Below are 25,315 nucleotides of genomic sequence, written 5' to 3' on the forward strand. Positions count from 1 at the left end.
TCAGGCCTCTCCACCGATGCGCCAGGAATTGGCATAGATGTTGATGCCGGCCGGATCGAAGGCCACGCGTGCTTCCGCTGGAATTTCCGTATCCTCGTCGGCGACGATCGCGATCGGCTGGCCTTCGAAATCGGCGCGGACGATCTTGCGGCGGCCGATATCCTCGATCCGGCGGACCGTCACCGGCATGCCTTCGCGTCCGAGCCGGATGAATTCCGGCCGGATCCCGAGTTCGATCCGGTCGCCCTGTGCTGCAGCCGGTGCCGAGGCTAGATCGAGCCGCTGGCTGCCCAGCGTCACCGAACTTCCATCAAGCCTGGCGGGGATGACGTTCATGCCAGGCGAGCCGATGAAATAGCCGACGAATGTGTGGCGCGGCGTCTCGAATAGTTCGGCCGGCGTGCCGATCTGCACGATCTGCCCCTCATACATGACGACCACCTTGTCGGCGAAGGTCAGCGCCTCCGTCTGGTCGTGGGTGACATAGACCATGGTGAAGCCGAACTGCTTGTGCAGCCGCTTCAGCTGCGAGCGCAGCACCCATTTCATATGCGGGTCGATGACGGTCAGCGGTTCGTCGAACAGGATCGCGTTGACGTCGTTGCGTACCAGCCCGCGGCCGAGCGAGATCTTCTGCTTCTGGTCGGCCGTCAGTCCGCGCGCCTTGCGCTTTGCCCAGTCGGCAAGGTCGATGATGTCAAGCATGTCGCGCACGCGCCGGTCCACCTCTGCCTCCGCTACGCCGCGATTGCGCAGCGGGAAGGCGAGATTGTCGTAGACCGTCATCGTGTCGTAGATGACCGGGAACTGGAAGACCTGAGCGATATTGCGGCCCTGCGTCGAAACATCGGTCACATCCTTGCCGTCGAACAGGATGCGCCCGTGCGACGGCTGCAGCAGCCCGGAAATGATGTTGAGCAGGGTCGTCTTGCCGCAGCCCGACGGACCGAGCAGCGCATAGGCACCGCCATCCTTCCATTCGTGATGAACTTCCCTGAGCGCATAATCGCTGTCGGAGACAGGGTTGGGGCCGTAGGCGTGGCGGATATGATCGAGCGTGATACGTGCCATCAGGTGCTCCTCACGCCGCTGCCGCGGCAATGGCCCGGCCATCGCTGCCGAATGCCATCAGATGCCGCGTATCGAGAAACACATCGACAGGGGTATCGGGATCGATGTCGTGGATGCCGGGCGACAGCATCACCCATTTGACCCCGTCATAATCCAGATGCACAAAACTCTCCGAACCGGTAATCTCGGAAATCTGTGTGCGGGCGGAAAGCCGCGCCGCATTGGCGGTCTGCTGGCTGAGGCCCAGATGATGGGGGTGGAAGGCGACCGTCACCGGTCCGTCGCCGATGGCTCTGAGATGCGTCGGTACCGGCAGGGTGCCGGCGTCGCGGTGCCGCAGGACATCGCCCGACTTGATGACCTCGATGAAATTGAGCGGCGGGTCGGCGAATGTCTTGGCGGTAGTAAGATCGGCCGGTCGGCGATAGACCTCGATCGTCGGCCCGAACTGGGTGATACGTCCTTCCGAAAGCGTGGCGGTATTCCCGCCCAGCATCAGTGCCTCGGAAGGCTCGGTCGTCGCATAGACGAAGATCGCGCCCGATTGGGCGAATATCTTCGGCAATTCCTCACGAAGCTCCTCGCGCAGCTTGTAGTCCAGGTTGGCGAGCGGCTCGTCCATCAGCACGAGGCTGGCATTCTTCACCAGCGCGCGGGCAAGTGCGGTACGCTGCTGCTGGCCGCCGGAAAGATTGAGCGGCGTGCGGTCGAGATAAGGTGTCAGCCGCATGAGTTCGGCCGCCTTTTTCACCTCTCGGTCGATCGTCGTCGCATCCTTGCCGGAAATCCGCATCGGCGAGGCGATGTTCTCATAGACCGTCAGCAGCGGGTAGTTGATGAACTGCTGGTAGACCATGGCGACATTGCGCTTCTGCACGGGCATACCGGTCACGTCGGCGCCGTCGAATTGCACCGAACCCTCGGTCGGCTTGTCCAGGCCGGCCATCAGCCGCATCAGCGATGTCTTGCCCGACAATGTCGGGCCAAGCAGCACGTTCAGGCTGCCCCGTTGAAGCACGAGGTCGCTCGGGTGAATGTGATATTCACCGGCCACCATCTTTGCTGCTTTACGCAATTCGAGCATTCCTGTTCCCCTGCCTCCTCACAGCGGGAACACACGGCCCTTATCCGGCAATCCTTTCCGGTTTTGCGGCCATGTACTCCTCCAAAAGCCTTTTCTCGTCCGCAGTCAGGCGAAGCCCGTCCTTGGTTCTCCTCCAAAGGACGTCATCGGCGCTCATTGCCCATTCATTGTCTGCCAGATAGCGGACCTCCGCCTCATAGAGATCGCCGCCGAAATGACGACCAAGATCCTCCGTTTTGGCGGCCTTGCCAAGCAGTATCGCAGCGCGGGTGCCGTAGCGCCGCACCAACCGGCGCGCGTGGCGCTCGGCAAGAAACGGATAGCCCGCTTTCAGCTTGCGGACTTCGCTCTCATAGCCCTGCGCCGCAAAATCGCCGCCCGGCAGATGGCTCTGCCCGGTCCAGGGCTTGCCCTTGCCGCCGATCGCCTCGCCGATCTTTTCCAGCGCATGCTCCGAAAGCCGCCGATAGGTCGTCAGCTTGCCGCCGAAGACATTGAGCAAAGGCGCACCGCCTTCGGCCTCGAGTTTCAGCACGTAATCGCGGGTCGCCTCCTGCGCCTTTGAGGCGCCGTCGTCGAACAACGGGCGCACGGCCGAATAGGTCCAGACGATATCCTCCGCCCGGACCGGCTCCCTGAAATACTCGCTCGCCGCATTGCAGAGATAGGCGGTCTCTTCGTCGGAGATCCGGACATCCTTCGGGTCATCCTTGAAGTCACGGTCGGTCGTGCCGATCAGCGTGAAGTCTTCTTCATAGGGAATGGCGAAGATGATGCGGTTGTCCGGGTTCTGGAAGAAATAGGCGCGCGGCCCTTCGAATTTTTTCGGACAATGATGTGGCTGCCCTGCACAAGGCGGACATGCCGTGCCTCGTTCTGGCCGAAGGCGGAGCGGATCACCTGATCCACCCAGGGGCCTGCGGCATTAATCAGCATGCGCGCCCGATGGGTTTCGTTTGCACCGGTGACCGTATTGCGGGTCTCGATGATCCAGAGGTCGCCCTCCCGCCTTGCCGAAATCACCCTGGTGCGCGGCATGATCAGCGCACCCTTGTCAGCCGCGTCGCGAGCGTTCAGCACCACCATGCGGGCGTCGTCCACCCAGCCGTCGGAATATTCGAAGGCCTTGGTGAACAGCGCCTTCAGCGGCTTGCCGGCCGGATCCTTGCGCATGTCGAGAACGGAGGTGGGCGGCAAAAGCTTGCGGCCGCCGAGATGGTCATAGAGGAAGAGGCCAAGCCGGATCAGCCAGGCTGGGCGGATGCCGCCCTTGTGGTAGGGCAGGACGAAGCGCATCGGCCAGATGATATGCGGCGCCATGGCCCACAGCACCTCGCGCTCCATCAGGGATTCGCGAACGAGACGAAACTCGTAATGTTCGAGATAGCGCAGGCCGCCATGGATCAGCTTCGTCGCGCCGGAAGATGTGCCGGAGGCAAAATCGTTCATCTCGGCAAGCGCGACAGTATAGCCGCGACCGACCGCATCCCGCGCAATGCCGCAGCCGTTTATGCCGCCGCCGATAACGAAGATGTCGTGAACTGTCTGGCTCATCGCTCCCCACCGAGCCGGAATATACGGATCATGCGCTGAAATTACGAAACTGCTGGCGATTAAATCGAAAATATTTCGAATGTCAAACGAAAGTTCAGGGCGGAAAAATCAGCGGCCGGTCTCGATCAGCGACACATTGTTTTCCCGGCAGACATCGCGAAATTCAGGGAATTCGCAGTGGTCCGTAATGAACGTATGAACCTGCGAAATCTGTCCGATCCTGACCGGCGCGGTCCGCTCGAACTTGGTCGAGATCCGCGACCAGGATGACATGCCGCGCATTGGCGATGATTGCCTGCGCCACCTTCACCTCGCGAAAATCATAGTCGAAGATCGCGCCGTCCGGATCGATCGCCGATGCGCCGATCACCGCATAATCCACCTTGAACTGGCGGATGAAATCGACCGCTGCCTCACCCACGATCCCGCCATCGGATTGCCGCACCACGCCGCCCGCGATCACCACGTCGATATGATCGATAAGCCGCAACGTATTGGCAACATTGATATTGTTCGTAACGACCATCAGGTCGCGATGGTCGATCAGCGCCTCGCCGACAGCTTCCGTCGTTGTCCCGATATTGATGAACAGCGAGCTGCTGTTCGGGATCAGCCTGGCTGCGGCAAGCCCGATCGCCTGTTTCTCCGAGGCCGCGATCTGGCGGCGCGCGTCGTAGCGAACATTCTCGGTTCCGGTCGGAAAGGTGGCGCCGCCATGGATGCGGGTCAGAAGCCGCCCGTTGCAGAGATCATTCAGGTCCTTGCGGATCGTCTGGGGGTCACGGCAAACTGTTCGGCCAGATCATCCACCAGCACGCGGCCGGCGGATCTCGCAATCTCGACGATCTTTGCCTGACGGTCGGACAGGAACATGAAATCCCCCTTTCGTTTTTCTTTCGTTTCTAATCCAAATGGGAAGAGACGAAAAGGGGAATGGTCAGCCCAAGCGCCTTTCGCAAGAAAAAGGCCGCAACCGTGCACGCCCAAATTCATTGACCGTCAACCTTGTTGCCCAATCAGGGGTTTTGCATTGAAGACATCTTCGTTCTATTAGTTAAGTCTAACGCATCCTTGGGTAAGGGAGCATTCGATGGGCAATCTGCATGGCGTACCCTGCGATCCGATTTATCCGGAAGAGCTGGAGCGGCTGAAAATCATTTATGAGACGGCGCGCTACGGCGCGTGCCTGTCGCGCCACGATCCGGCGGCAGAGAGGTTGGCGGCACTGGCGATCCATTTCTACCAGCTCGGCATCCGTGACGACGACGCGCTGACAAGGCGCATCGTCGAGGCTGGCCGGTCCCTTCGCCAGTCCTGAAAGCTGCTACTTCCAGTAGCGCTTAAGCATTTGCGACATTTGACGAATCACCTATATTAGGCCCCGCTAAGTGTCGAGGGGGCACTTCCAGTCGTTGGTATTTCGTAGACCGGTCAAAGCACTTTATCGCCGGTCTATGGAGCCTAGATGCGTTCAGGTCGCTGCCCAATCAAAGCCAGCCTCATCGGTTTGGCCGTCATCGTCCAGGCCTCCTGCAGCCAGACCGCTCCCAAGAGCTCTATCCCGCCGGCACAAGCTGCCGCCGTCAACCTGCAGTCGCAACCGAAAACAGCAGAAACGCCTGCGTCGAAGAAGGCCGCGCCCCCGGCCGTACGTGACACGGAAAGCGCGGTGAAGCGGGTCGTCAGCTGGCACCCTGCCATCCAGGAAGCGGCCGGCCGTATCCAGCAGCAGAACTGGCTCATCCAGGACGCCCGATCCGGTTACCTTCCTTCCGTCGGCGGCGGGCTGGACCTCGGGGCCGAAAACGGTCAGCGCGGCGAATGGGCACCGAAGTTCAACGTCTCCGCCTCCCAGATGATCTACGATTTCGGCAAGGTCTCAGGCCGCGTCGAGGCCGAGACGGCTATCCACGACGTCCGCCAGGCGGAATTCCTCGCGACCGTCGATGACATCATCCGCGAGACAGCGCTTGCCTCCGTAGAGATCCTTCGCAACGAGCGCCTTGCGGTCGTCGCCAAGGAACAGGTCGATGATGTGGAAGCGATCGGCACGCTCGTGGAATTGCGCACGGATCGCGGCGCCAGTACCCGTTCCGACAAGCTGCAGGCGCAGGCGCGCGTCCAGGCGGCGCAATCGACTGCGCTCGAGATCAGCGCGGAGCGGCAGCGTTGGGAAGGCACGCTGAATGCGCTGCTTGGTCAGACGGGACGCGTCCGGCTCAAGGGCACTTTTCCGCCCGGCCTCGGTCGTGCCTGCGCTGGTGCCGTGCCCGATTGGGATACGGTTCCCAACGTGCTGGCGGCAAAATCGAGAAAACGGGAAGCCGATGCACGCGTTGGCCTGGCACGCGCCGACATGCTGCCGACCATCGCCATGGAGGCGACGAGCCGGGTAAAGACCTGGGGTAGCGACACCGATCCGGACTACGTGGTCGGCATCACGGTCAAAGGTGATCTCTATAACGGCGGCTCGTTCCGGGCCAAGCAGAATGCCGCCCGCTACGCCGCGCAGGCATCGGAAGCGGCAATCGCCACCGGACGGTTCGACAGCCAGAAGACCTGGATCGAGATCCGCCGCGCAGGTCGGCAGCCTCAGCACCCTGTTGAAGTCGCTGAGCTCGCGCCAGACGATGATGCGAGAGACCCGAAATCTCTATCAGCGGCAGTTCCTCGATCTCGGAACGCGCACGCTCCTTGACGTGCTCAACGCCGACCAGGAACTGCATGCCGCACGTTTCGACGAGATCAATACGCGCTACGATATCTACAAGCTGAATGTCGAATGCGCCTATGCCTCGGGTAGGCTGCGCGACGTCTTCGAGCTTACTCCGCCTGCGGGCAAGGTTACGGCCTCCACGCAGCAGCCTGCACGAACCGCGCCAAAAATCTGATTAACTATTTGTTTTCCATCTCTTGGAGCGCGATTGGCTTGAAGCGGGGCAATCGCGACGGCAATCGCATGCGATTGATGCAACTGTGCCGATATAATCCCATTGCTTACACCTTTTGTTAATCATATCCTCCAAACTTTAGGTGTAGCTAATTGAAGATTGCCTCAAGTAAGGCAACTTCGTGAAGACGTGTTTTGGCCCGCAATGAATGTGGTGCCGCGGCTGGCACTCGAGCTCGCTCGGGTGAGGGATCAATCGCCGCGTCCCGCATGGTCAAAATGCTCAACCAGAAAAAGCCTAGCCGGGCATGGAGGAGAGCAAGATGGTCGCTGTGGTATTGGACAAGGTTAGTGGGCAATCCACGACTGTCTCGAGTAACGATATTATCCTTTCCGATCCCAGCACCGTCAGGCTGCAGCTCTCTCCCAACGATATCGGTTCGATCGCGCGCTCCGGCAACGATCTCGTCATTGACGTTCGCAATGGCGCGGATGTCCGGATCGAAAATTTCTATGGCGGTGAAGGCGATCAGCGCAGCGACCTCATTCTTGAGGACACCGCCGGCAACGCCTGGCAGGGCGAATACACCGATGGCCTCGCCGATTTCCAGTTCGTCGATGCCGGCCCGGTCGACCAGCTTGCAGCCGCCGGGGGCGCGGCCGGCGCTGGTGCCGGCGGTTCGATCCTCGGCCTTGCCGCGGCACTCGGTCTTGGTGCTGCAGCGATCGGCATAGGCGCGAGCGGATCCAGCGGCGGTGGTGGATCGGACGACACGGATTCCGACGCTGACTCCGATGCCGATGCCGATGCCGATGCCGATGCTGATGCTGACGCCGATGCGGATGCAGATGCCGACGCCGATGCAGATGCGGACGCCGACTCGGATTCCGATTCCGATACGGAAGCGCCCGCGGCACCGAGCAATCTCTCCGTCAATGATGCCGGAACAGTTCTGACCGGACGCGGCGAACCTGGCGCCATCGTCACGGTCACCAATGCCGCCGGGGAGATCATCGGAAGCGGCACTGTCGGCCCCAACGGCTCCTTCAGCATTGATCTAGACCCCGCCCAGACGGATGGCGGCGAGCTCGAAGTCGTGCTCGAAGACGCCTCCGGCAATGTTTCCGATCCTGGCGCGGTCGACGCACCGGATCTTCTGGCACCGGATGCGCCGACCGATCTTGCAGTCGGTGATGGCGGCGTCGTTCTCACTGGCCGCGGCGAACCGGGAACGACGGTCACCGTCACCGACGCCGATGGCGTCACGGTCGGCACCGGCACGGTCGCCGCGGACGGTACGTTCCAGATCGATCTGGATCCCGCGCAGAACAATGGCGGTGACCTTCAGGTCGTGCTCGAAGACGCGGCCGGCAATGTCTCCGAACCCGGTACGGTGGAGATCGGCGACGTCACGCCGCCGGCGCAGCCCACCAATCTCGGTGTCAACGATGATGGAACCATTCTCACCGGCCGTGGAGAACCCGGCGCCACGGTGACCGTCACCAATGCGGCCGGTGCCGAGGTCGGCACCACAATCGTTGCAGATGACGGTACGTTCAGTGTCCCCCTCAGCCCCGCCCAGTTCGATGGCGGCGAACTTGAGGTCGTGTTGACCGACCCGGCAGGCAACGATTCCGCTCCCGGTTCTGTCCTGGCGCCCGATCCCGACGCCTTGCCGGCACCGACGGATCTCGCAATCAATGCCGGCGGTACCATCCTGACCGGCGACGGCGAGCCTGGTGCTCAGGTTCGGGTAACCAATGCCAACGGTGTCGTCGTCGGCACGGCAACGGTTGCGGGTGACGGCTCCTTCAGCGTTGTCCTCGCCCCCGCGCAGATCGATGGCGGGGAGCTTCGCGTTACGCAGGCCGATGCCAATGGCACGTCGCAGCCGGGCATCATCGATTCCCCTGATCTGATCGATCCGGCCGCCGCAACCAATCTCGGCGTCAATGATGAAGGCACGGTCCTGACCGGCCGTGGCGAGCCCGGCACGACGGTAACGGTGACCAATGCCGATGGAGACGAAGTCGGCACGGCAGTCGTGCGTCCGAACGGCTCGTTCTCGGTGACTTTAAGCCCAGCCCAGACGGATGGCGGCGACCTGCAGGTCGTGCTGGAAGACGCAGCCGGCAACACCTCGCCTCCGGCAACCACGCCGGCACCGGACCTTGCCGGCCCCGAAGCCCCGACAAACCTCGACATCAACGACGACGGCACGGTTCTGACCGGCCGCGGCGAACCCGGCACGACGGTAACCGTGACCGATGCCGACGGCGTCGTCGTCGGAACCGCACTGGTCGGAGCGGGCGGCTCATTCTCGGTTACGCTCGACCCGGCCCAGACGGACGGCAGGGAACTCGATGTCGTGCTGGAAGATGCTGCCGGCAACGATTCCCCGCCGGTAACCGTCACCGCGCCGGATTTCGTCGCACCTGACGCTCCGACCGAGCTTGCCGTGGACGATGCTGGCGCGGTTCTCACCGGCCGCGGTGAAGTCGGTGCAACGGTGACGGTCCTTGATGCGGATGGCGTGACCATCGGTACCGGCACCGTAGCCGCCGACGGCACCTTCTCTGTCGACCTCGATCCCACGCAGACGAATGGCGGCGAATTGCAGGTTGTGCTGGAAGATGCCGCCGGCAATATCTCGGCGCCGGGTACGATCGCCGTCGACGACATCACGCCGCCGGCCCCGCCCACCAACCTTCTGATCGATGATACCGGTGTCACCCTCACCGGCCGCGGCGAACCCGGTACGACGGTAACCGTCACCAATGCCGCAGGCGAGGCGATCGGTCAGGATACAGTCGATCCCGACGGTACTTTCAGCGTCACTCTTGAGCCGGCTCAGCTTGATGGCGGCGAATTGGACGTGGTGTTGACGGATGCCGCCGGCAATGCCTCCACGCCCGGCAGCGTTCTGGCTCCTGATCCCGATGCACCTCCGGCTCCGACAGATCTCGAAGTCAATGCCGGTGGAACGATCTTGACCGGTACAGGCTTGGCCGGTGCCGAAGTCAGCGTGAAAAATGCCGCCGGCGCAATTGTCGGCACTGCGACTGTCGCCGGTGACGGCAGCTTCACGGTCACGCTTGCGCCCGCCCAGATCGATGGCGGCGAGTTGCAGGTGGTGCAGGAAAACGCGAACGGCATCTCGCAGCCGGGCCTGGTCGACACGCCGGATCTCCTCATTCCGGACGCTGCGACAAACTTGGACGTCAATGATGCCGGGACGATCCTCACAGGTCTGGGCGAACCTGGCACGACCGTGACTGTCACCAATGCCGATGGCGATACCGTCGGAACCGGCACCGTCTCGCCCGGCGGCTCCTTCACCATCACGCTTGATCCGGCCCAGATCGATGGTGGCGATCTGGACGTCGTTCTGTCTGACGGCACCAACGTGTCTCTGCCGGCGACGATCCCGTCACCGGACCTGACGCCGCCCGCCGCCATCACGGCACCCGTCGTCAGCCCTGACGGCACCGAGCTGACCGGCACGGGTGAGCCCGACGCCACCATCACGGTGCGTGATGCGAACGGCGTCGTCGTCGGCACCGCGACGGCTGCCGCCGACGGCAGTTTCAGTGTGACGCTCGACCCGGCTCAGGATAATGGTGGCCAGCTTCAGATCGTCCAGGCGGATACGGCCGGCAATGTTTCGCCCCCGGTGACCGTCGATGCACCTGACCTGACCGCCCCGCCATCACCGGAAGATGTCCAGATCAACGCCACGGGTACGCTCATCACCGGGCGCGGTGAGCCGGGTACGACGGTGACCATCACCAATGAGGCCGGCGACACCGTCGGGACCGGGGTGGTTGCGGCCGGCGGTACGTTCAGCATCGGCCTGACACCGGCGCAGACCGATGGCGGCGATCTCGATGTCGTCCTGTCGGATGCGGAGGGCAATGATTCACCCGCCGTCACCATTCCCTCTCCCGATTTCATCGCACCGGATGCGCCGACGGGGCTCGTGGTCGAAGCCGATGGCTCGGCGCTGACCGGCTCGGGCGAACCCGGCGCTACGGTTACCGTCACGGATGCAGAAGGTAATGTCGTGGGCACCGGCCAGGTCGGGCCGACCGGCGATTTCAGCATTCCTCTCGATCCTGCCCAGAACAATGGCGGCGAACTCGACGTCGTTCTCGCCGACGCGGCCGGAAACGCTTCGCCGCCCGCTGTCGTCGAAGCGCCCGACACGGTCGATCCGGCCCCGCCGACCGGCCTTGAAGTCAACCTCACCGGCACGGTTCTGACCGGCCTCGGAGAAGCGGGCACGACGGTTACCGTAACCAATGCCCTCGGTGTCCCCGTCGGCACCGGCACGGTCGCCGCCGATGGGACGTTCACCATCGGCCTCAGCCCGACCCAGGCCGACGGCGCCGAGCTCGACGTCACCTTGACCGATGGTGGCGGCAATATTTCCGACCCGGTCTCGGTCTTGACGCCGGACCTGCTCGGCCCGGATACCCCGATAAATCTCGTGCTCGCAGCGGACGGTTTGCTGCTGACCGGTACGGGCGAACCGAATGCGACAGCCACCGTCACCAATGCGGCCGGTGACGTGGTCGGCGAGGGTACTGTCGATGGACTTGGAAATATCAGCATCGTCCTCGATCTCGCCTCAGATCGATGGTGGTGATCTGGAAGTCGTGCTTGAAGATCTCGCCGGCAATGAATCTCTGCCGGCCATTGTGCCCACGGTGGATCTCACGGACCCGGTCCTTGCCGATCTCGCCATCAATGCCACCGGAACACTGCTCACCGGTACCGGAGAGCCCGATGCCACGGTGACAGTCACCAACGGGATCGATAGCTGGACGGCTATCGTGGCCGCCAACGGCACCTTCGCCGTCACACTGACGCCGGCGCAGGCAACCGGTGCCGATCTCGAGGTGACCGCCACGGATGCAGCGGGCAACGAAACCGACATCGTCCTGGTGACGACACCGGATCTCCTCGCCCCCGATGCCCCGACGGTAACGGGAGTCAATGTCGGACAAACGATCCTGACCGGCACGGGTGAAGTGGGTGCGACCATAACGGTCAGAGACGCCAACGGTCTCGTCATCGGTACGGGGATCGTCGCCGATGGCGGAACCTTCGCCGTCACCTTCACCTCTCCGCAGCTGGCGGGCGGTGACATCACCATCGAGCAGACGGATGTCGCCGGCAACGTGTCCGACACTGCCGATTTCGAGCTGGATGACATCCTGCCCCCTGCAGCGCCCGTCGAACTTGCGGTTAACGCCACAGGCACGATCCTGACCGGCGAAGGCGAGCCGGGTACTGACGTTATCGTCACCAACCTTCTCGGAGATACGATCGGCATCGGCACGGTAGAAGCTGACGGTACGTTCGAGATCGGTCTCGATCCTGCTCAGCTTGATGGCGGACAGCTGTCGGTCACGCTGACGGATGCAGGCGACAACGTGTCCCCGCCGAGCGTGGTGCTCTCGCCTAATCCGGGAGCGCCGGATGCTCCGACAGACCTTCTCGTCAGCGCAGATGGCGACGAGTTGACGGGTACGGGCGAAGTTGGAGCGACAATTACCGTCAGAAATGCGGCGGGCACGGTCGTCGGTACGGTCGTAGTTGTCTCTGCGGACGGCTCGTTCACGGTTGACCTCAGCCCGGTCCAGATCGACGGCGGCAATCTGCGCGTCACGCAGACCGAACTTGGCCTCACATCGCAGCCCGGCCTCGCCGTTGCGCCGGACCTGATCGATCCGCTGGCGCCGACCGATCTCGTGGTGGACGATACCGGAACTCTGCTCACCGGCAGGGGCGAGGCGGGCACATCGGTGACAGTGACCAATGCCGCCGGCATTGAGGTCGGCACGGCAACCGTCGGCCCGAACGGAACCTTCTCGGTGACGCTTGATCCGGCCCAGACGGACGGCGGCGATCTGGAGGTCGTGTTGTCGGATGGTTTCAATGAATCCTTGCCGGGCACCGTCGCCGCTCCCGATACGATCCCCCTGACGCACCGCTTGCCCTCGTGGTCAGCGCTGACGGCACGGAGCTTACCGGCACTGGCGAGATCGGCACGACGGTTACCGTCACCGATGCCGATGGCTTCATCGTCGGCACCGGCACGGTCGGTGCGGGCGGAACCTTTGCCATCGACCTCGATCCGCCCCAGGCGGATGGCGCTTCGCTTTCCGTGGTGCTCGAAGACGCGGCGGGCAACGTGTCCCAGCCCGGCACGGCCACCACGACGGACGGTACCCCGCCGGATGCGCCGACCAATCTTGTTCTCACCGCTGGTGGTACGATCCTCACCGGTGCTGGCGAAATCGGAGCGACCGTTACGGTCACCAATGCGGCCGGTGATACGGTCGGCACCGGCACGGTCGGGGCAGGCGGAACCTTCTCGATCACCTTTGCCGAACCGCAGAACGACGGCGGCGACCTGTCGGTCGTTCTGTCGGATGCGGCGGGCAATGATTCTCTGCCCGGCACGGTCGGCACGGTGGACCTCACAGGCCCGACCCCGCCGACCGACCTTGAAGTCAATGCCTCCGGCACCCTGATCGGCGGCGGCGGCGAGCCCGGCGCCACGGTCACGGTCACCAATGCGGCCGGCGATGTCATCGGCACCGGCACGGTCGCGGCCGATGGCACGTTCGAGATCGGCCTTTCGCCGGCCCAGGTCGATGGCGGAGAACTCGATGTCGTGCTGACCGACGGTTCCGGCAACGATTCTCCCACCGCGACGGTGGATGCACCTGATCTGGTCGCTCCGCTTGCGCCGACCGACCTGCTGGTCAATGCGGCAGGTACCATCCTGACCGGCGAGGGGAGGCGGGAACCACCGTGCGCGTCACCACGGCAGCAGGCGCCGTGGTCGGCACGGGCTTGGTCGCCGGCGACGGCACCTTCTCCATCACGCTCACCTCGCCGCAGGTGACCGGCGCCGACCTGACCGTCGTGCTCCTGGATGCCGGGGACAATATCTCTCCTCCGGGTCTTGCCGATACGCCGGACCTCGTCGATCCGCTGCCATTGACCGGTCTTGTGGTCAATGCATCGGGCACGGAACTGACCGGTCTCGGTGAAGCCGGTGCCACTGTGACCGTCACAAACGCTGCGGGCGATCCCGTCGGCACCGGTATCGTAGCAGCCAACGGCACCTTCAGCATCGGTCTTGCCCCGGCACAGGTCGACGGTGGTCTGCTCACCGCCGTTCAGGTCGATGCGGCAGGAAACGACTCGCCTCCGGCAACGGTGCTGGCGCCCGGCCTCGACTTCGCGCTGGCGGATGCGTCCGACACCGCGATCCTGGATGTCAACGTGACGCGTACAAACGAGCCGACGCCGTTCACGGATTCGGAATCGGTTCGGGCGCTCATCGGGCTGTCGATCGGCAACCTCGCCACCGTCAATCTCGGCGCCTCCACCAATCCGGTGGTCAACTTCACTCTTGCCGAAGATACAAACACGGTAGCGCTGAACCTCGGGATCGGCGGTATTCTCAACGTCGGCCTGCTCAGCAACTACTCGGTCATCGTCGAGCGCTGGAACGGCACGACGTGGGTGCGCGAGGACTATGGCACCAACAATGTCGATGACGGCATCCTGCGGCTGAACCTGCTCGGCGCGCCGACGGGAACCGTGACGCTGACCGATCTCGATGCCGGCGAATATCGCGCCACCCTCGTTCCAAACCCGGGCATCACGCTCGGCATCGGCACCGTCCGGACGATTTCGGTGACTGCGACCGACCAGACCGAAATCGTCAATGTCACGGTCGGCGAGACGGCGGCCGGCAACTTCATCGATACGGCGGCCTCGGGCCCGGGCGTCGATGACCTGCAGGTGGGCTCCGTCGTCCACGAGGGCATCTCCTACGCGGTGGGAGCGGCCGGCGTGACGATCGTCGGCGATTTCGGCTCGCTCGTCATGCAGGCCGATGGCTCCTACGTCTACACGCCGGATACGGGCTCGGCGGCGGGTGGCACGGATGTCTTCACCGTCACCGTCTTCGATCCCGATACCGGCAATGCGCTGACGGCGGATCTGTCGATCGACGTCCAGGCCGATGACGGTTCGCTGATGATGGCTTCCTCGGACGATGTCGTCAGCCTCGCCTTTGCCGATGACGGTGGGGGCGACGATGGCGGCGGAGCCGCGGCGGATGACGACAATCGTCTTGCTCTGGCGGATGACCAGTCACCCGATGCCGATCCGGACGCCACCGACGCGACAGCCGACGGAACCGGAGCCGATGCCACCGGCGACGGTACCGATGCGGTCGTCGATCGGCCGGATGCCGTCGAGACCGCCTCCGCCGACGATGGCGGCAATCCGCTCATCGACGTCTCGATCGATGCCGGCGGCGAGGAGATCGACCTTACGGCGCTTGACGGCCTGTCCGACGATCCGGCCCTCACCGTCGATGCGGATGTCTCGCTCGATCAGGGCGTCAATGCGGATGTCGATGTCCCGGCTGTGACCGAAACCGTCACCGAGGTCGTGGATGCGCCGCCGCTCGATCCGTTCGAGCCGCTCAACCAGGATGATGATCTGGCAAACCAGAGACTTCCTGTCGTGTGAAAGAAAAGACTGCCCGTCGTGTATTGAGGAGGGGATAAGGAATGGATGAAGAAGGCACGAGGAACAGGCCTGACGACATCCGAAAGGGTGAAGGAGAGGAGCTGGCGCCGATGCGGAAAAAGGCGCCGCTCCCCGAAGGATCCCAATTCCCAGGAATGGATCGAGATCATGGGGCTCCTGGCACAGCACTATGGCATCGCCCACTCCAAATTCGCGACGAGCTATTTCTCGATCATGCAGGAGGCCATCCCGCCGGTGCAGCGCATCGGCAAGCTGGCCCGCCGTTTCGGCCTGGAGGTAAAGCCGGTCGAACCGGTGGCGAGCGGCATAACCGCTCGCCGTCTGCCCATGCTGGTCGAACTTTCCTATGGCGATATCGGCCTGGTGACGGAAATCAGCGGCGAAGAGGTCAAGATCATCTTCGCCGGAGACAATGGTCACTGGACCTGGATCCCGAGAGCTGAACTGGACGGCAATGTCGTCTATCTCCTGATCGCCCGGGATGCCCGCACCCGGCCGGATGAGCGGATCGACGCCTATATCGCGCCCGACACCCACGGTTGGTTCCGCAAGATCGCCATGAGCGACCTGCGCCCCTATGCCTACGTGCTCCTCGCCTCGCTCGTCGCCAATGCACTTTCCATAGCTGGCGTCATATTCTCCATGCAGGTCTATGACCGCGTCGTGCCCGCCAATTCCATGAGCACGCTCGTCGTCCTGTTCATCGGCGTCGGCGTGGCGATCGTTTTCGATTTCGTTATGAGAAAGGTCAGGACGGCGATCATCGACGTGGTCGGCAAGCGGGCGGATATCCGCGTGTCCGACGTGGTCTTCGGCCACGCGCTCCGGGTCAAGAATTCCCACCGCCCCAAGGCGACAGGCACCTTCATCGCGCAGTTGCGGGATCTCGAGCAGGTACGGGATCTCCTGACCTCCACCACCGTCTCGGCCATCGCCGATCTTCCGTTCTTCTTCCTCTTCCTCGGCCTCTTTGCATATATCGGCGGCTGGCTCGCGGTCATCCCGGCTGCAGCCCTGGTCTTGCTCGTGACACCTGGCCTTCTAGCGCAGAGCAAGCTGAAGCGCAGCGCCGGTCTCGCCATGCGGGAATCCTCCCTGCGCAACGCCATGCTGGTCGAGGCCGTCCAGGGCATCGAGGATATCAAGGCATTGCAGGCGGAAGGCGTCTTCCAGCAGAAGTGGAACACGTTCAATGCGGCGAGTGCCGATGCGCAGGTCCAGCTGCGCTCCATCACCAGCACGCTGACCGGCTGGGGCCACAGCATCCAGACCAGCGTCTTCGCCGTCATCGTCTTCTGCGGCGCGCCGATCGTCATGGCCGGCGACATGACCACGGGGTCGCTCGTCGCCTGCTCCATCCTCGGCTCGCGCATGATGGCGCCGATGGCGCAGCTCACCCAGGTCTTGAGCCGCTACCAGCACGCCAAGATCGGCCTCCAGAGCCTCAACACGATCATGAAGATGCCGGTCGACCATCCACCGGCCGAAACGCGGCTTTCCGTCGGCTCGCTGCTTGGGGACTACCGTTTCCGCAGCGCCAAGTTCTATTATGGCGAACCGGTCGGGCGCCCAGCACTTTCCTTCCCGAATTCGGCATCAAGGCGGGCGAGACCGTCGCCCTGCTCGGCAAGAACGGCGCCGGCAAGTCGACGCTTCTTCAGGCCCTGTCCGGCCAGATCGAACCGGTCTCGGGCGAGGCGCTGCTCGACAATCTCGCGATCGATCACATCGACCCGTCCGACCTGCGCCGCGAGGTGGCGCTGCTCACCCAGAACTCGCGCCTCTTCCACGGCACCATCCGCGAAAACATCCTGCTCGGCGCCCAGAACGCCTCGCAGCACGCTTTGCTCGATGCCCTGCAGATGACAGGTGCCGATGACTTCATCCGTCTCCTGCCGAAGGGCGTCGATCACCTGATCGACGAGGGCGGCCGCGGGCTTTCGGGTGGTCAGCAGCAGGCGCTTCTCCTGTCGCGCACCCTGATCCGCAATCCCTCCGTCGTACTGCTCGATGAACCGACGGCGTCGATGGACGAGGGCAGCGAGCGGCTGTTCATCCGGCGGTTCTCGGCCTGGAGCAAGAACAAGACGGTGATCATCGCCACGCACCGCATGCGGGTGCTCGATCTCGTCGAGCGTGTCGTCGCACTCGATAACGGCCGCGTCGTGCTCGATGCTCCCAAGGAAGAGGCCCTGCGTGTCCTCAAGGGCGAAACGCGCGATGACAATGCGGGCGCTGCCTCGGCCAACAAAGCCCGCCGCCCGTCCCATCTCAAGTCCGTTCCGCGGAAGGAGGGCTAAGCCATGGCCATGAGCTTTTCCCGTGCGATTGCCGACAGCTGGCAATATGGCGGCGAAGACGAGGTACGCCTCTCCCGCGCCACCACGGTGGTGAAAATCTTCATCCTGCTGATCGTGATCGCTCTCGTCTGGGCTTATTTCGCCATCCTCGACGAGGTTTCGACCGGTGACGGCAAGGTGGTGCCGATCAGCCGCGAACAGGTCATCCAGTCGCTCGAAGGCGGCATCGTCTCCAAGCTGATGGTCCAGGAGAACCAGGTGGTCGAGCGCGGCCAGCTGATCGCCCAGCTCGACCCGACGATCACCGAATCCGATGTCGGCGAATCCACCGCCAAATACCGGGCAGCGCTCGCAAGTGCTGCGCGTCTGACCTCCGAAGTGAACCAGACCCCGCTGTCCTTCCCGGATGAACTCAATGCCTTCCCAGACCTGATCACGACGGAAACCAAGCTCTATGAGGCTCGCCAGCGCAATCTCAACGAAACCCTGCAATGGATCGAGCAGTCCCTGACGCTCGTCCGCCAGGAACTCGGCGTCAGCGAGGGCCTGAACTCCATGGGCGCGGCGAGCAGTGTCGAGATCATCCGGCTGAAGCGGGAAGAGGTGGAACTGGAACTGAAGAAGGTCGAGACCAGCACGCAATATGTGGTCGAGGCGCGCGAGGAACTGGCCAAGGCCAATGCCGAGGTCACATCGCTTCTCTCCGTCATCAAGGGTCGGTCGGACAGTCTTTCCCGCCTGACGCTTCGCTCTCCCGTGCGCGGTATCGTCAAGAATATCGAGGTCTCCACCATCGGCGGCGTCGTACCGCCCAATGGCAAGCTGATGGACATCATCCCGCTCGGCGACCAGCTGATGATCGAGGCCCGCATCCTGCCGCGCGACATCGCCTTCATCCACCCGGACCAGCGCGCGACGGTGAAGATCACTGCCTATGATTATGCGATCTATGGCGGGCTGGACGGCAAGGTCGTCACCATCTCGCCGGATACGATCCAGGACGAGGTAGACCCTGAGATCTACTACTACCGGGTCTTCGTGAAGACGGAAAAGGACGCCCTGAGCAACGATGCCGGCAAGGAATTTCCGATCTCGCCAGGCATGGTCGCGACGGTCGACATCCATACCGGCCAGAAGAGCGTGCTCGACTATCTGATCAAGCCGTTCAACAAGGCCCGCGAGGCGATGAGGGAGCGCTAGAATGGTCATGCCTGACAGTTTTTCGCCATCCCGCCTCGACGAGTTGCAAAGGCATGTCCGCGCCGCCACCCAGGCGCTGCCCGCCCCTATCCCGCCTTCGTCCTGTTCTTCTCCTGCTGCGATGGAGAAGAACGGGCGGAGGTGACGATCGCCACCGGGCATTCCTTCGACACCGCCTGGAACAAGGGCATCGAAGCCGTCAGGACTATGCAGCAGCGCCAGGCCGGCAGGCATCGCTGGCTCAGGGTCGACTGGCCGTCCGCCGTCGAGGCCTCCACCTGGGGTGAGCTGCGCACCGTTTTGGCCAGCACCAAGCGCAATTATTTCCGGCTCGGGCTGGCACTGGACGAGCGCTTCGACTGCGCCTTTCTCGAGCAGGAATTGAACGGCAATGCCATGCTTTATGGCGGCAACCAGATTGCCGCGGCGGAACTCAACGAGAGAAATTTTCTCATCTACTTCCGCAACCGCTTCAAGGGCCGGCCGGCACCGGGTTTTCGCGATGAGCAGAAGGTCTTTCTCTTCGCCGGTTCGGGCGTCTTCTTCGACGGCACGTCCATTCACCCTCTCCATCCAAGCGGGCTCGATGCCGGCCGCCGCGTGGTCGATCGGCTGGATGTCGATCTGGTGACCTCGCTGATCACCGACGGATCCGAATTCCTGGCCCGTCAGGTCAGTTTCGAAGGCCGCTTCGTCTACGGTTATCATCCCTGCTTCGACCGGCCGATCGGCGCCTACAACACGCTCCGTCACGCCAGCACCACCTATGCGATGATCGAGGCCTATGAGGTCACGCGCAGCAATATATTGGGGGATGCGATCGAGCGCTCCATCGAATGCCTCACCCGGCATCTTATCTCCCATGCGCTGCTGCCGGACGGGCAGGTGGCGGCCTTCCTGCTGGAAGCCAGCAACGAGATAAAGCTCGGCGGCAATGCGGTTGCGATCCTGGCGCTTGCCAAATATGCCGCCGTCTTCGGCGACGACACCCATGACGAGCTGATGGAGAAGCTCGCGCTCGGCATCTGCTTCATGCAGGACAAGGAGACGGGCGCCTTCCGGCATGTGCTGAAATTCCCGAGCCTCCAGACCCAGGAAGAGTTTCGCACCATCTATTACGAGGGCGAAGCGGCCTTTGCCCTCATGCGGCTCTACGACCTGACCGGCGACGACCGCTGGCTTGACGCCGTCGAACGCGCCTTCCGTCATTTCATCCGCAGTGGTCATGCCCGACACCACGATCACTGGCTGGCCTATTGCGTCAACGAGCTGACCCATAATCGCCCGAGGGAAGAGTATTTCCGCTTTGCCGTCGACAATGTCGCCGACCATCTGGACTTCGTGGCGAACCGCATCACCACCTTTCCGACGCTTCTCGAACTGATGATGGCGACGCGGGAGGTGCTATGCCGTTTGGAAGCGGATGGTCGCTATCCGCACCTGCTTGATCGTATCGATCCGGCCCGTTTCGAACAGGCGCTGGAAAAGCGAGCCCGCTATCTTCTCAATGGCCATTTCTGGCCGGAAACGGCCATGTTCATGCGCAATCCGCGCCGCATCGTCGGCTCCTTCTTCATCCGCCACCACGCCTTCCGCACCCGCATCGACGACGTCGAACACTATCTTTCCGGCTTCGTGGCCTACCGCGCCTATCTCGAGCGCTACGGGGCATCGGCGCGTCAGGTGAAAAATTCGACCGGCAGCCTGCGCTGACGCGGCGAGCGGGCTTCAAGCGAGTGTATTGATCCCGACGCCCCCGCCATGTGAGGCTACCCACCGGGAGCGAATCGTCATCCCGTCAATCATCTGAGCCGGGAGAAGGCATGTCCGATCAGACTACCATCATCATCGGCAGCTATACCGAGCCCATGCCCCATGTGATGGGCCGGGGCGAGGGCATCTCGGTCCAGCGTATCGATGCATATACCGGATCGATCACCCCGGTCAGCACCTGCCGCGAGTTACACAACCCAACCTATCTGGCGTTCTCACGCGACGGAAACATGCTCTATGCTGTCGAGGAACTGGATGAGAAGGACGGCGCCGGTGCCGCCGTTCTCCGCTTCGATGCAGCGACCGGCGAGCTGTCGGTGGAAGCAAAAGTGGCGGTGTATGGTGACGCACCCTGCCACATCTCTCTCGACAATCAGGACAGCCGCCTCTTCATCGGCAATTACGGAAGCGGTAATTTCGTCACCTATCCGCTCGGTTCCAACGGTCTCCCGGCAGGAGACTGCGTCGATATCCGCCGCAGCGGTTCCGGCCCGAACCCGGACCGGCAGGAAGGCCCGCACGTGCATCAGGTCGTAGCAAGCCCGGACGGCCTCCATGTCCTCGTCTGCGATGCCGGAACCGACGAAATCACCCGCCACTCCATAGCCAATGGCCTTATCGATCCGGTGCCGGATCATGTCACCAGAACAACGGCCGGCTCTCTGCCCAGGCACCTCGTCTTCTCCCTGGACGGCGACAAGGTCTTTGTCCTGCACGAACTGGCAAATACCATTTCAACCTATGCCTATGGCAAGGAGGGGCTGACCCTGCTGTCGCAACAGTCGACCCTGCCGCAAGACTATCACGGCCCGTCCTATGGGGCAGCAATCCACATCCATCCCAATGGCCGATTTCTCTACGCGTCCAACCGAGGCCATGACAGCATAATCGCCTATGACATTGATGATGGTGGTCAACTCAAGCCAATCGGCTGGTACGGCACGCGTGGCAAAACACCTCGCGATTTCGCCATCGATCCGCTAGGTCGCGTTCTCGTCGTCGCCAATCAGGATAGCCACTCGCTGGCCGTCTTCATGATCGATCGACGCACCGGCGCATTGAAGCCGATCGGCGAGCTCTACGAGATCGGAAGCCCTGTCTGCGTCCTGTTTGCCGCCCGGTAATGGGCCGGCTGCCTGAGTCCCTTCACTCAAGCAGCCGCGCGAGCTTTAGTCGACGATCTTCTCGTGCGCGTCGGCCTTGCCCTTCACCCAATAACCGGCGGCCTTGATCCAGGTCAGCGGATGACCGCGCTCATTGACCAGATGCATCTTGATCGCCCGGGCGACCGAAGCTTCCGCTGCGATCCACACGAACGTATCCGGCGTCAGTTCGACCCGGCCGAGAGCCGCGATCATGCCCGACGCATCGGTGGCATCTGACAGCGGTCGATGCACCCAGAGCGTCGTGAGCGACGCCGCCGTGCTGAAGCGCTGCTCCTCCTCGGGCCCGGCCACGGCGCCGATGGCGGTGATCGTCTCGCCCGGTCCGGCCTCCTCGATCCGGCGGCCGATTGCCGGCAGCGCGGTCTCGTCGCCGATCAGCACCCAGCGTTTGACATTGCTGATGACGGCCGAGCCACGCGGCCCTCCGATCTCGAGCACCGTGCCGGGCTTGGCCTCGAGCGCCCAGCGTGTTGCCGGGCCGGCCTCGTGGACGGCGAAATCGAGCACGAGTTCGCCCGTCAGGTTGTTGTAGGAGCGTGGCGTGTAATCCCGCATCTCCATCTCGCCACCCGCGCCCGGCACGAAGATCTTCACATGGTCGTCGGCGCCGAGGCTGATGAAATCGGCGAGCGTTTCGCCGGTCAGCGTGATGCGCAGCATCTGCGGCGTGACATAGGTTATGTCGCTGACGGTCAGTTCGCGCCGCTTGAGCTCATGCCGCACGCGCTCGATGGTGGGAAGGGAGGCCTGTACCTGTAAGCTGTCCATCATGGTCCTTTCGAGGGACTTGGCCGACTGCCGGACACACCCGCGCAGCCCGACGGAAATCCCCTGTCGATCCTGCGCGTTGATTGACGTTAACGCTTACGTGCCGACCGAATGACCGACAGTGAACCTGTTCCTATCCCCGCCGATCCGGTGGCACAAGACCGCGAGCGAAAAAACCTTCATAAAATACTCTTCTTATCCTGAGGAGACGGGGGATCGCCTTATCGCTGGCCCGAATGCTGTTCCAAACGATGAAACTTTGTCCCGCCTGCCGGGTTATGCCTTCAGTGACCTTTCGAAAACCGAGGAAGCCATGACCCAATCACGCGAACTCGCTGACGAATATCTGCGCCTTGGCGGACAACGGAAAGCCAAGGTGGACGACAATATCGTCAATGTTCGGCAATGGGAGGATGAGCCCGCCGAAGCCGAGCAGTTCTGGAGCGAAAATATCGCGCCGCTCGATGACAAGCGTCGCCGCGAGGTGGAGCTTCTGCTGCCTTCCATCAACGCGCTCTGAGCGGCGGCGCTAACCCAATTCCAGCGTCGTTACGCCGAATACGCCATCGAGCGCGAAGGGTGGTGCCGGCCCCCGATACATCCGGGTCGTCTGGAAGCCCCGGCCGAACCCGTGTTCGGCCAGAAGGCCGGAGAATTCGATCTGGCCGGCGGGCACGTCAATTTGGATGTCCTGTCCTGCAATCTCAGCGGCGCAGGTGTGGAGTAACGCCATCGCATCCGCAGGGGTTTCGGCAAACAATGGGCCGATCTTGCAGCCTTCGTGGCATTGGCGCGTAACCGCATAGCCCGCTGTTGAGCCGCCGCGAACCAGCACTTTCGCCAGTCGCGGAGACTTCAGCCAAGGCCGAAGAAACCTCTCACGTTTCGCCGGAAAATAGCGGCTGTCGAAATCGACGAGCGCCGAAAGCATGGCGTCGTCCAGTGTCCGGATATCCGCATCAGACCTGCCGTCGATCCGGCCGCTCCAGCGATACGTGTCGTAGTCTGGCAGAAATCCCATCGATCGATAATTGGCCTGCTGCTCCGGCACGCCATCGAGCCCGATCGTGCGGCCGGCAAGATGCGCCATCCCCGCATCCCACACTCGCCGCGCATAGCCGCGTCCGCGAAAATCCGGGTGAGCGATGTAGAGGCCGATGAAGCCAAAGTCATTGCCGTAGCGCACGGCGGAAATCCCCGCCGCCATCACGCCATCGACGAAGCAGCCGATGAACCCCTCGGGATCGGCCGCATGAAACGGCGCGGCATCGGCAAGTCCCGGATTCCAGCCTTCCGCTTTCGCCCAGCCGATCAGTGTCACGACCTCTGCCAGATCGAGCGGACGGATCGTGACCTCGGTCATCTTGCCGGGCTCGAAGGCTTCCAGCAATCCGCGATAGGGTTTCGAGATCGGCGTCGCATAGGCGCCGCGCTTGGCGGTCGTCAGCGCCATGGTGACAAGCGATTCCGCCTGTTTCACCGCCGCCGCCACGCCATCCACCACCGGCACGCCGAATTCGGCCCTCAGTTCGGTCGTCAGGTCCGCCATGCCGGCGCAGCCGAGCACGATCGCCTCGGCCCGGTCCTCTTTCAGCGCCAGCGCGATCTCGCTGCGCAACCGGTCGCGGGCATTGGAATTCGGGTCCTCCAGTGAAAGCACGGGAATGTCGGCCGCCCGCACCTTGCAGCGCGAGGCCATGCCGTAGCGATGCACCAGATGTTCGAGCGGCAGCCGCGAGCGCTCCATCGTCGTCACCACGGTGAACTTTTGGGCAATGAAGGCGGTGGCGGAGACGGCCGCCTCGCAGATGCCGATCACCGGTACGTCTGCCAGCGCCCGCGCCGCGTCCAGCCCTGTATCGTCGAAACAGGCGATCACGACGGCATCCACGCCCGTCTTCTCACCCTCGGCAATCGCCTTCAGCAGGCCGGGAATGGCGAAGACTTCGTCATAATAGCCTTCGATCGAAACCGGCCCCATGGATGAGGTGACGGGCACGATTTCGGTGCCGCTGGCGGCAACGCGCCGCGCCGAGTCGGCGATCGTGGCGGTCATGCTGGCGGTGGTGTTGGGATTGATGACGAGAATGCGCATGGCTGGCTTTACGACTTCAGGCGGCGGCGGTTGAGATGGACGATCAGGCCGAGCGTGCCGGCAATCACGAGGAAGGAGAAGACGGTCGTGACCGTGCCGAGCGCATAGAGAACCGGCGTCGTCACATTGGTCGTCATGCCGTAGATCTCGAGCGGCAGCGTGTTGAACGAGCCTGCCGTCATCAGCGTGCGGGCAAATTCGTCATAGGAGAGCGTGAAGCCGAACAGGCCGACGCCGATCAGGCTCGGCGCGATCATCGGCAGCACGACATTGGAAAACGTCTGCCAGGACGACGCGCCGAGGTCCCGTGCCGCCTCCTCATAGGCCGGCGAGAAGCGGTTGAACACGGCGAACATGATCAGCACGCCGAAGGGCAGGGTCCATGTCAGATGCGCCCCGAAGGCCGACGAATACCATGCAGGCTGCAGGCCGAGCTGGTTGAACAGCACGCCGATGCCGAGCGAGACGATGATCGAAGGCACGACGAGGCTCGCGACCGCCAGATAGAAGAGGGCCGTCGCACCGATGAATTTGCGGCGGAAGGCTAGGCCGGCCAGGAGCGACACGACAACCGTCACCAACATCACCATGATGCCGAGCATTGCCGAGCGGCGGAACGAGCCGCCGAAATCGCCCACCGCCTGGGTTTCGAACAGGTTGGCGAACCAGCGCAGCGATACGCCGTTGAGCGGGAAGGTGAGGCCTCCGTTGGGTCCCTGGAAGGAGAGGATCAGGATCGCCGAGAGCGGGCCATAGAGAAAGAGCACGAAGACGGCGAAGAAGATCGCTAGGATGTAGAATTCGCGGGAGCGCTTTTCACGGTGCAT

At 63.0% G+C, this 25,315-nt stretch carries 16 protein-coding genes and 5 pseudogenes; 13 read left to right on the forward strand and 8 right to left on the reverse strand.

The features are described 5' to 3' along the window. The 4 genes and pseudogenes from N7E02_RS15610 to N7E02_RS15625 form a co-directional block, all read right to left on the reverse strand. Positions 1–1,071, reverse strand: a complete 1,071-nt coding sequence (locus N7E02_RS15610) for an ABC transporter ATP-binding protein (protein ID WP_286583038.1) — start codon at positions 1,069–1,071, stop codon at positions 1–3. A 10-nt stretch (positions 1,072–1,081) separates the two neighbouring features. After that, a complete protein-coding gene (locus N7E02_RS15615) occupies positions 1,082–2,155 on the reverse strand; it encodes an ABC transporter ATP-binding protein (protein ID WP_286583039.1) in 1,074 nt (357 codons plus the stop codon). Between the two features lie 40 nt (positions 2,156–2,195). After that, positions 2,196–3,709, reverse strand: a pseudogene (gene glpD / locus N7E02_RS15620) (glycerol-3-phosphate dehydrogenase). Positions 3,710–3,817: 108 nt separating this feature from the next. Beyond that, positions 3,818–4,582 (reverse strand): annotated as a pseudogene (locus tag N7E02_RS15625) (DeoR/GlpR family DNA-binding transcription regulator). Between the two features lie 217 nt (positions 4,583–4,799). Here N7E02_RS15625 and N7E02_RS15630 point away from each other — a divergent pair. From N7E02_RS15630 to N7E02_RS15685, 12 genes and pseudogenes are all read left to right on the forward strand, one after another. Then, complete coding sequence (locus N7E02_RS15630) at positions 4,800–5,027, forward strand: hypothetical protein (protein ID WP_286583041.1); 228 nt, start codon at positions 4,800–4,802, stop codon at positions 5,025–5,027. 147 nt (positions 5,028–5,174) lie between these two features. Next, positions 5,175–6,407 carry a TolC family protein gene (locus N7E02_RS15635; protein ID WP_286583043.1) on the forward strand — a complete coding sequence of 411 codons (1,233 nt, stop codon included), beginning with the start codon at positions 5,175–5,177 and terminating at the stop codon, positions 6,405–6,407. 1 nt (position 6,408) lies between these two features. Continuing rightward, a complete protein-coding gene (locus N7E02_RS15640; protein ID WP_286583044.1) occupies positions 6,409–6,600 on the forward strand; it encodes a hypothetical protein in 192 nt (63 codons plus the stop codon). A 322-nt stretch (positions 6,601–6,922) separates the two neighbouring features. Then, entirely contained in the window at positions 6,923–11,248 is a 4,326-nt protein-coding gene (locus N7E02_RS15645; RefSeq protein WP_286583045.1) for an Ig-like domain-containing protein, read from the forward strand. Continuing rightward, positions 11,193–12,518, forward strand: a pseudogene (locus tag N7E02_RS29750) (Ig-like domain-containing protein); the annotation flags it as partial. The gene N7E02_RS15645 and the pseudogene N7E02_RS29750, both read left to right, overlap by 56 nt. Before the next feature lie 89 nt (positions 12,519–12,607). Continuing rightward, complete coding sequence (locus N7E02_RS15655) at positions 12,608–13,519, forward strand: Ig-like domain-containing protein (protein WP_286583048.1); 912 nt, start codon at positions 12,608–12,610, stop codon at positions 13,517–13,519. Beyond that, a complete protein-coding gene (locus tag N7E02_RS15660) occupies positions 13,426–15,165 on the forward strand; it encodes an Ig-like domain-containing protein (RefSeq protein ID WP_286583049.1) in 1,740 nt (579 codons plus the stop codon). Before N7E02_RS15655 ends, N7E02_RS15660 begins: the two co-directional genes overlap by 94 nt. Before the next feature lie 663 nt (positions 15,166–15,828). Further along, positions 15,829–16,503: pseudogene (locus N7E02_RS15665) on the forward strand (ABC transporter transmembrane domain-containing protein); the annotation flags it as partial. A gap of 302 nt (positions 16,504–16,805) precedes the next feature. Further along, a complete protein-coding gene (locus N7E02_RS15670; protein ID WP_286583855.1) occupies positions 16,806–17,486 on the forward strand; it encodes an ATP-binding cassette domain-containing protein in 681 nt (226 codons plus the stop codon). Positions 17,487–17,495: 9 nt separating this feature from the next. Beyond that, entirely contained in the window at positions 17,496–18,686 is a 1,191-nt protein-coding gene (locus N7E02_RS15675; protein ID WP_286583856.1) for a beta-barrel domain-containing protein, read from the forward strand. 141 nt (positions 18,687–18,827) lie between these two features. After that, positions 18,828–20,399 (forward strand): glycoside hydrolase family protein, encoded by a 1,572-nt coding sequence (locus N7E02_RS15680; RefSeq protein ID WP_286583051.1) that lies wholly within the window; start codon positions 18,828–18,830, stop codon positions 20,397–20,399. Positions 20,400–20,509: 110 nt separating this feature from the next. Then, positions 20,510–21,583, forward strand: a complete 1,074-nt coding sequence (locus tag N7E02_RS15685) for a lactonase family protein (RefSeq protein WP_286583053.1) — start codon at positions 20,510–20,512, stop codon at positions 21,581–21,583. Between the two features lie 45 nt (positions 21,584–21,628). On the opposite strand, the gene N7E02_RS15690 is transcribed toward N7E02_RS15685, so the two are convergent. After that, positions 21,629–22,396: a siderophore-interacting protein gene (locus tag N7E02_RS15690; protein WP_374730699.1), complete on the reverse strand. Its 768-nt coding sequence runs from the start codon at positions 22,394–22,396 to the stop codon at positions 21,629–21,631. Positions 22,397–22,706: 310 nt separating this feature from the next. Between N7E02_RS15690 and N7E02_RS15695 the strand changes: the two genes are divergently transcribed. Then, a complete protein-coding gene (locus N7E02_RS15695; RefSeq protein ID WP_286583859.1) occupies positions 22,707–22,913 on the forward strand; it encodes a hypothetical protein in 207 nt (68 codons plus the stop codon). A gap of 9 nt (positions 22,914–22,922) precedes the next feature. Here the strand turns inward: N7E02_RS15695 and N7E02_RS15700 are convergent, their stop codons facing one another. The 3 genes and pseudogenes from N7E02_RS15700 to N7E02_RS15710 form a co-directional block, all read right to left on the reverse strand. Then, positions 22,923–23,756 (reverse strand): GNAT family N-acetyltransferase, encoded by an 834-nt coding sequence (locus N7E02_RS15700; protein WP_286583860.1) that lies wholly within the window; start codon positions 23,754–23,756, stop codon positions 22,923–22,925. Beyond that, a pseudogene (locus N7E02_RS15705) lies at positions 23,751–24,488 on the reverse strand (aspartate/glutamate racemase family protein); the annotation flags it as partial. The gene N7E02_RS15700 and the pseudogene N7E02_RS15705, both read right to left, overlap by 6 nt. Before the next feature lie 8 nt (positions 24,489–24,496). Continuing rightward, complete coding sequence (locus N7E02_RS15710; protein WP_286583056.1) at positions 24,497–25,315, reverse strand: ABC transporter permease; 819 nt, start codon at positions 25,313–25,315, stop codon at positions 24,497–24,499.

Origin of the sequence: Terrirhizobium terrae (assembly GCF_030323265.1) — a bacterium.
GTDB lineage: Bacteria > Pseudomonadota > Alphaproteobacteria > Rhizobiales > Rhizobiaceae > Neorhizobium.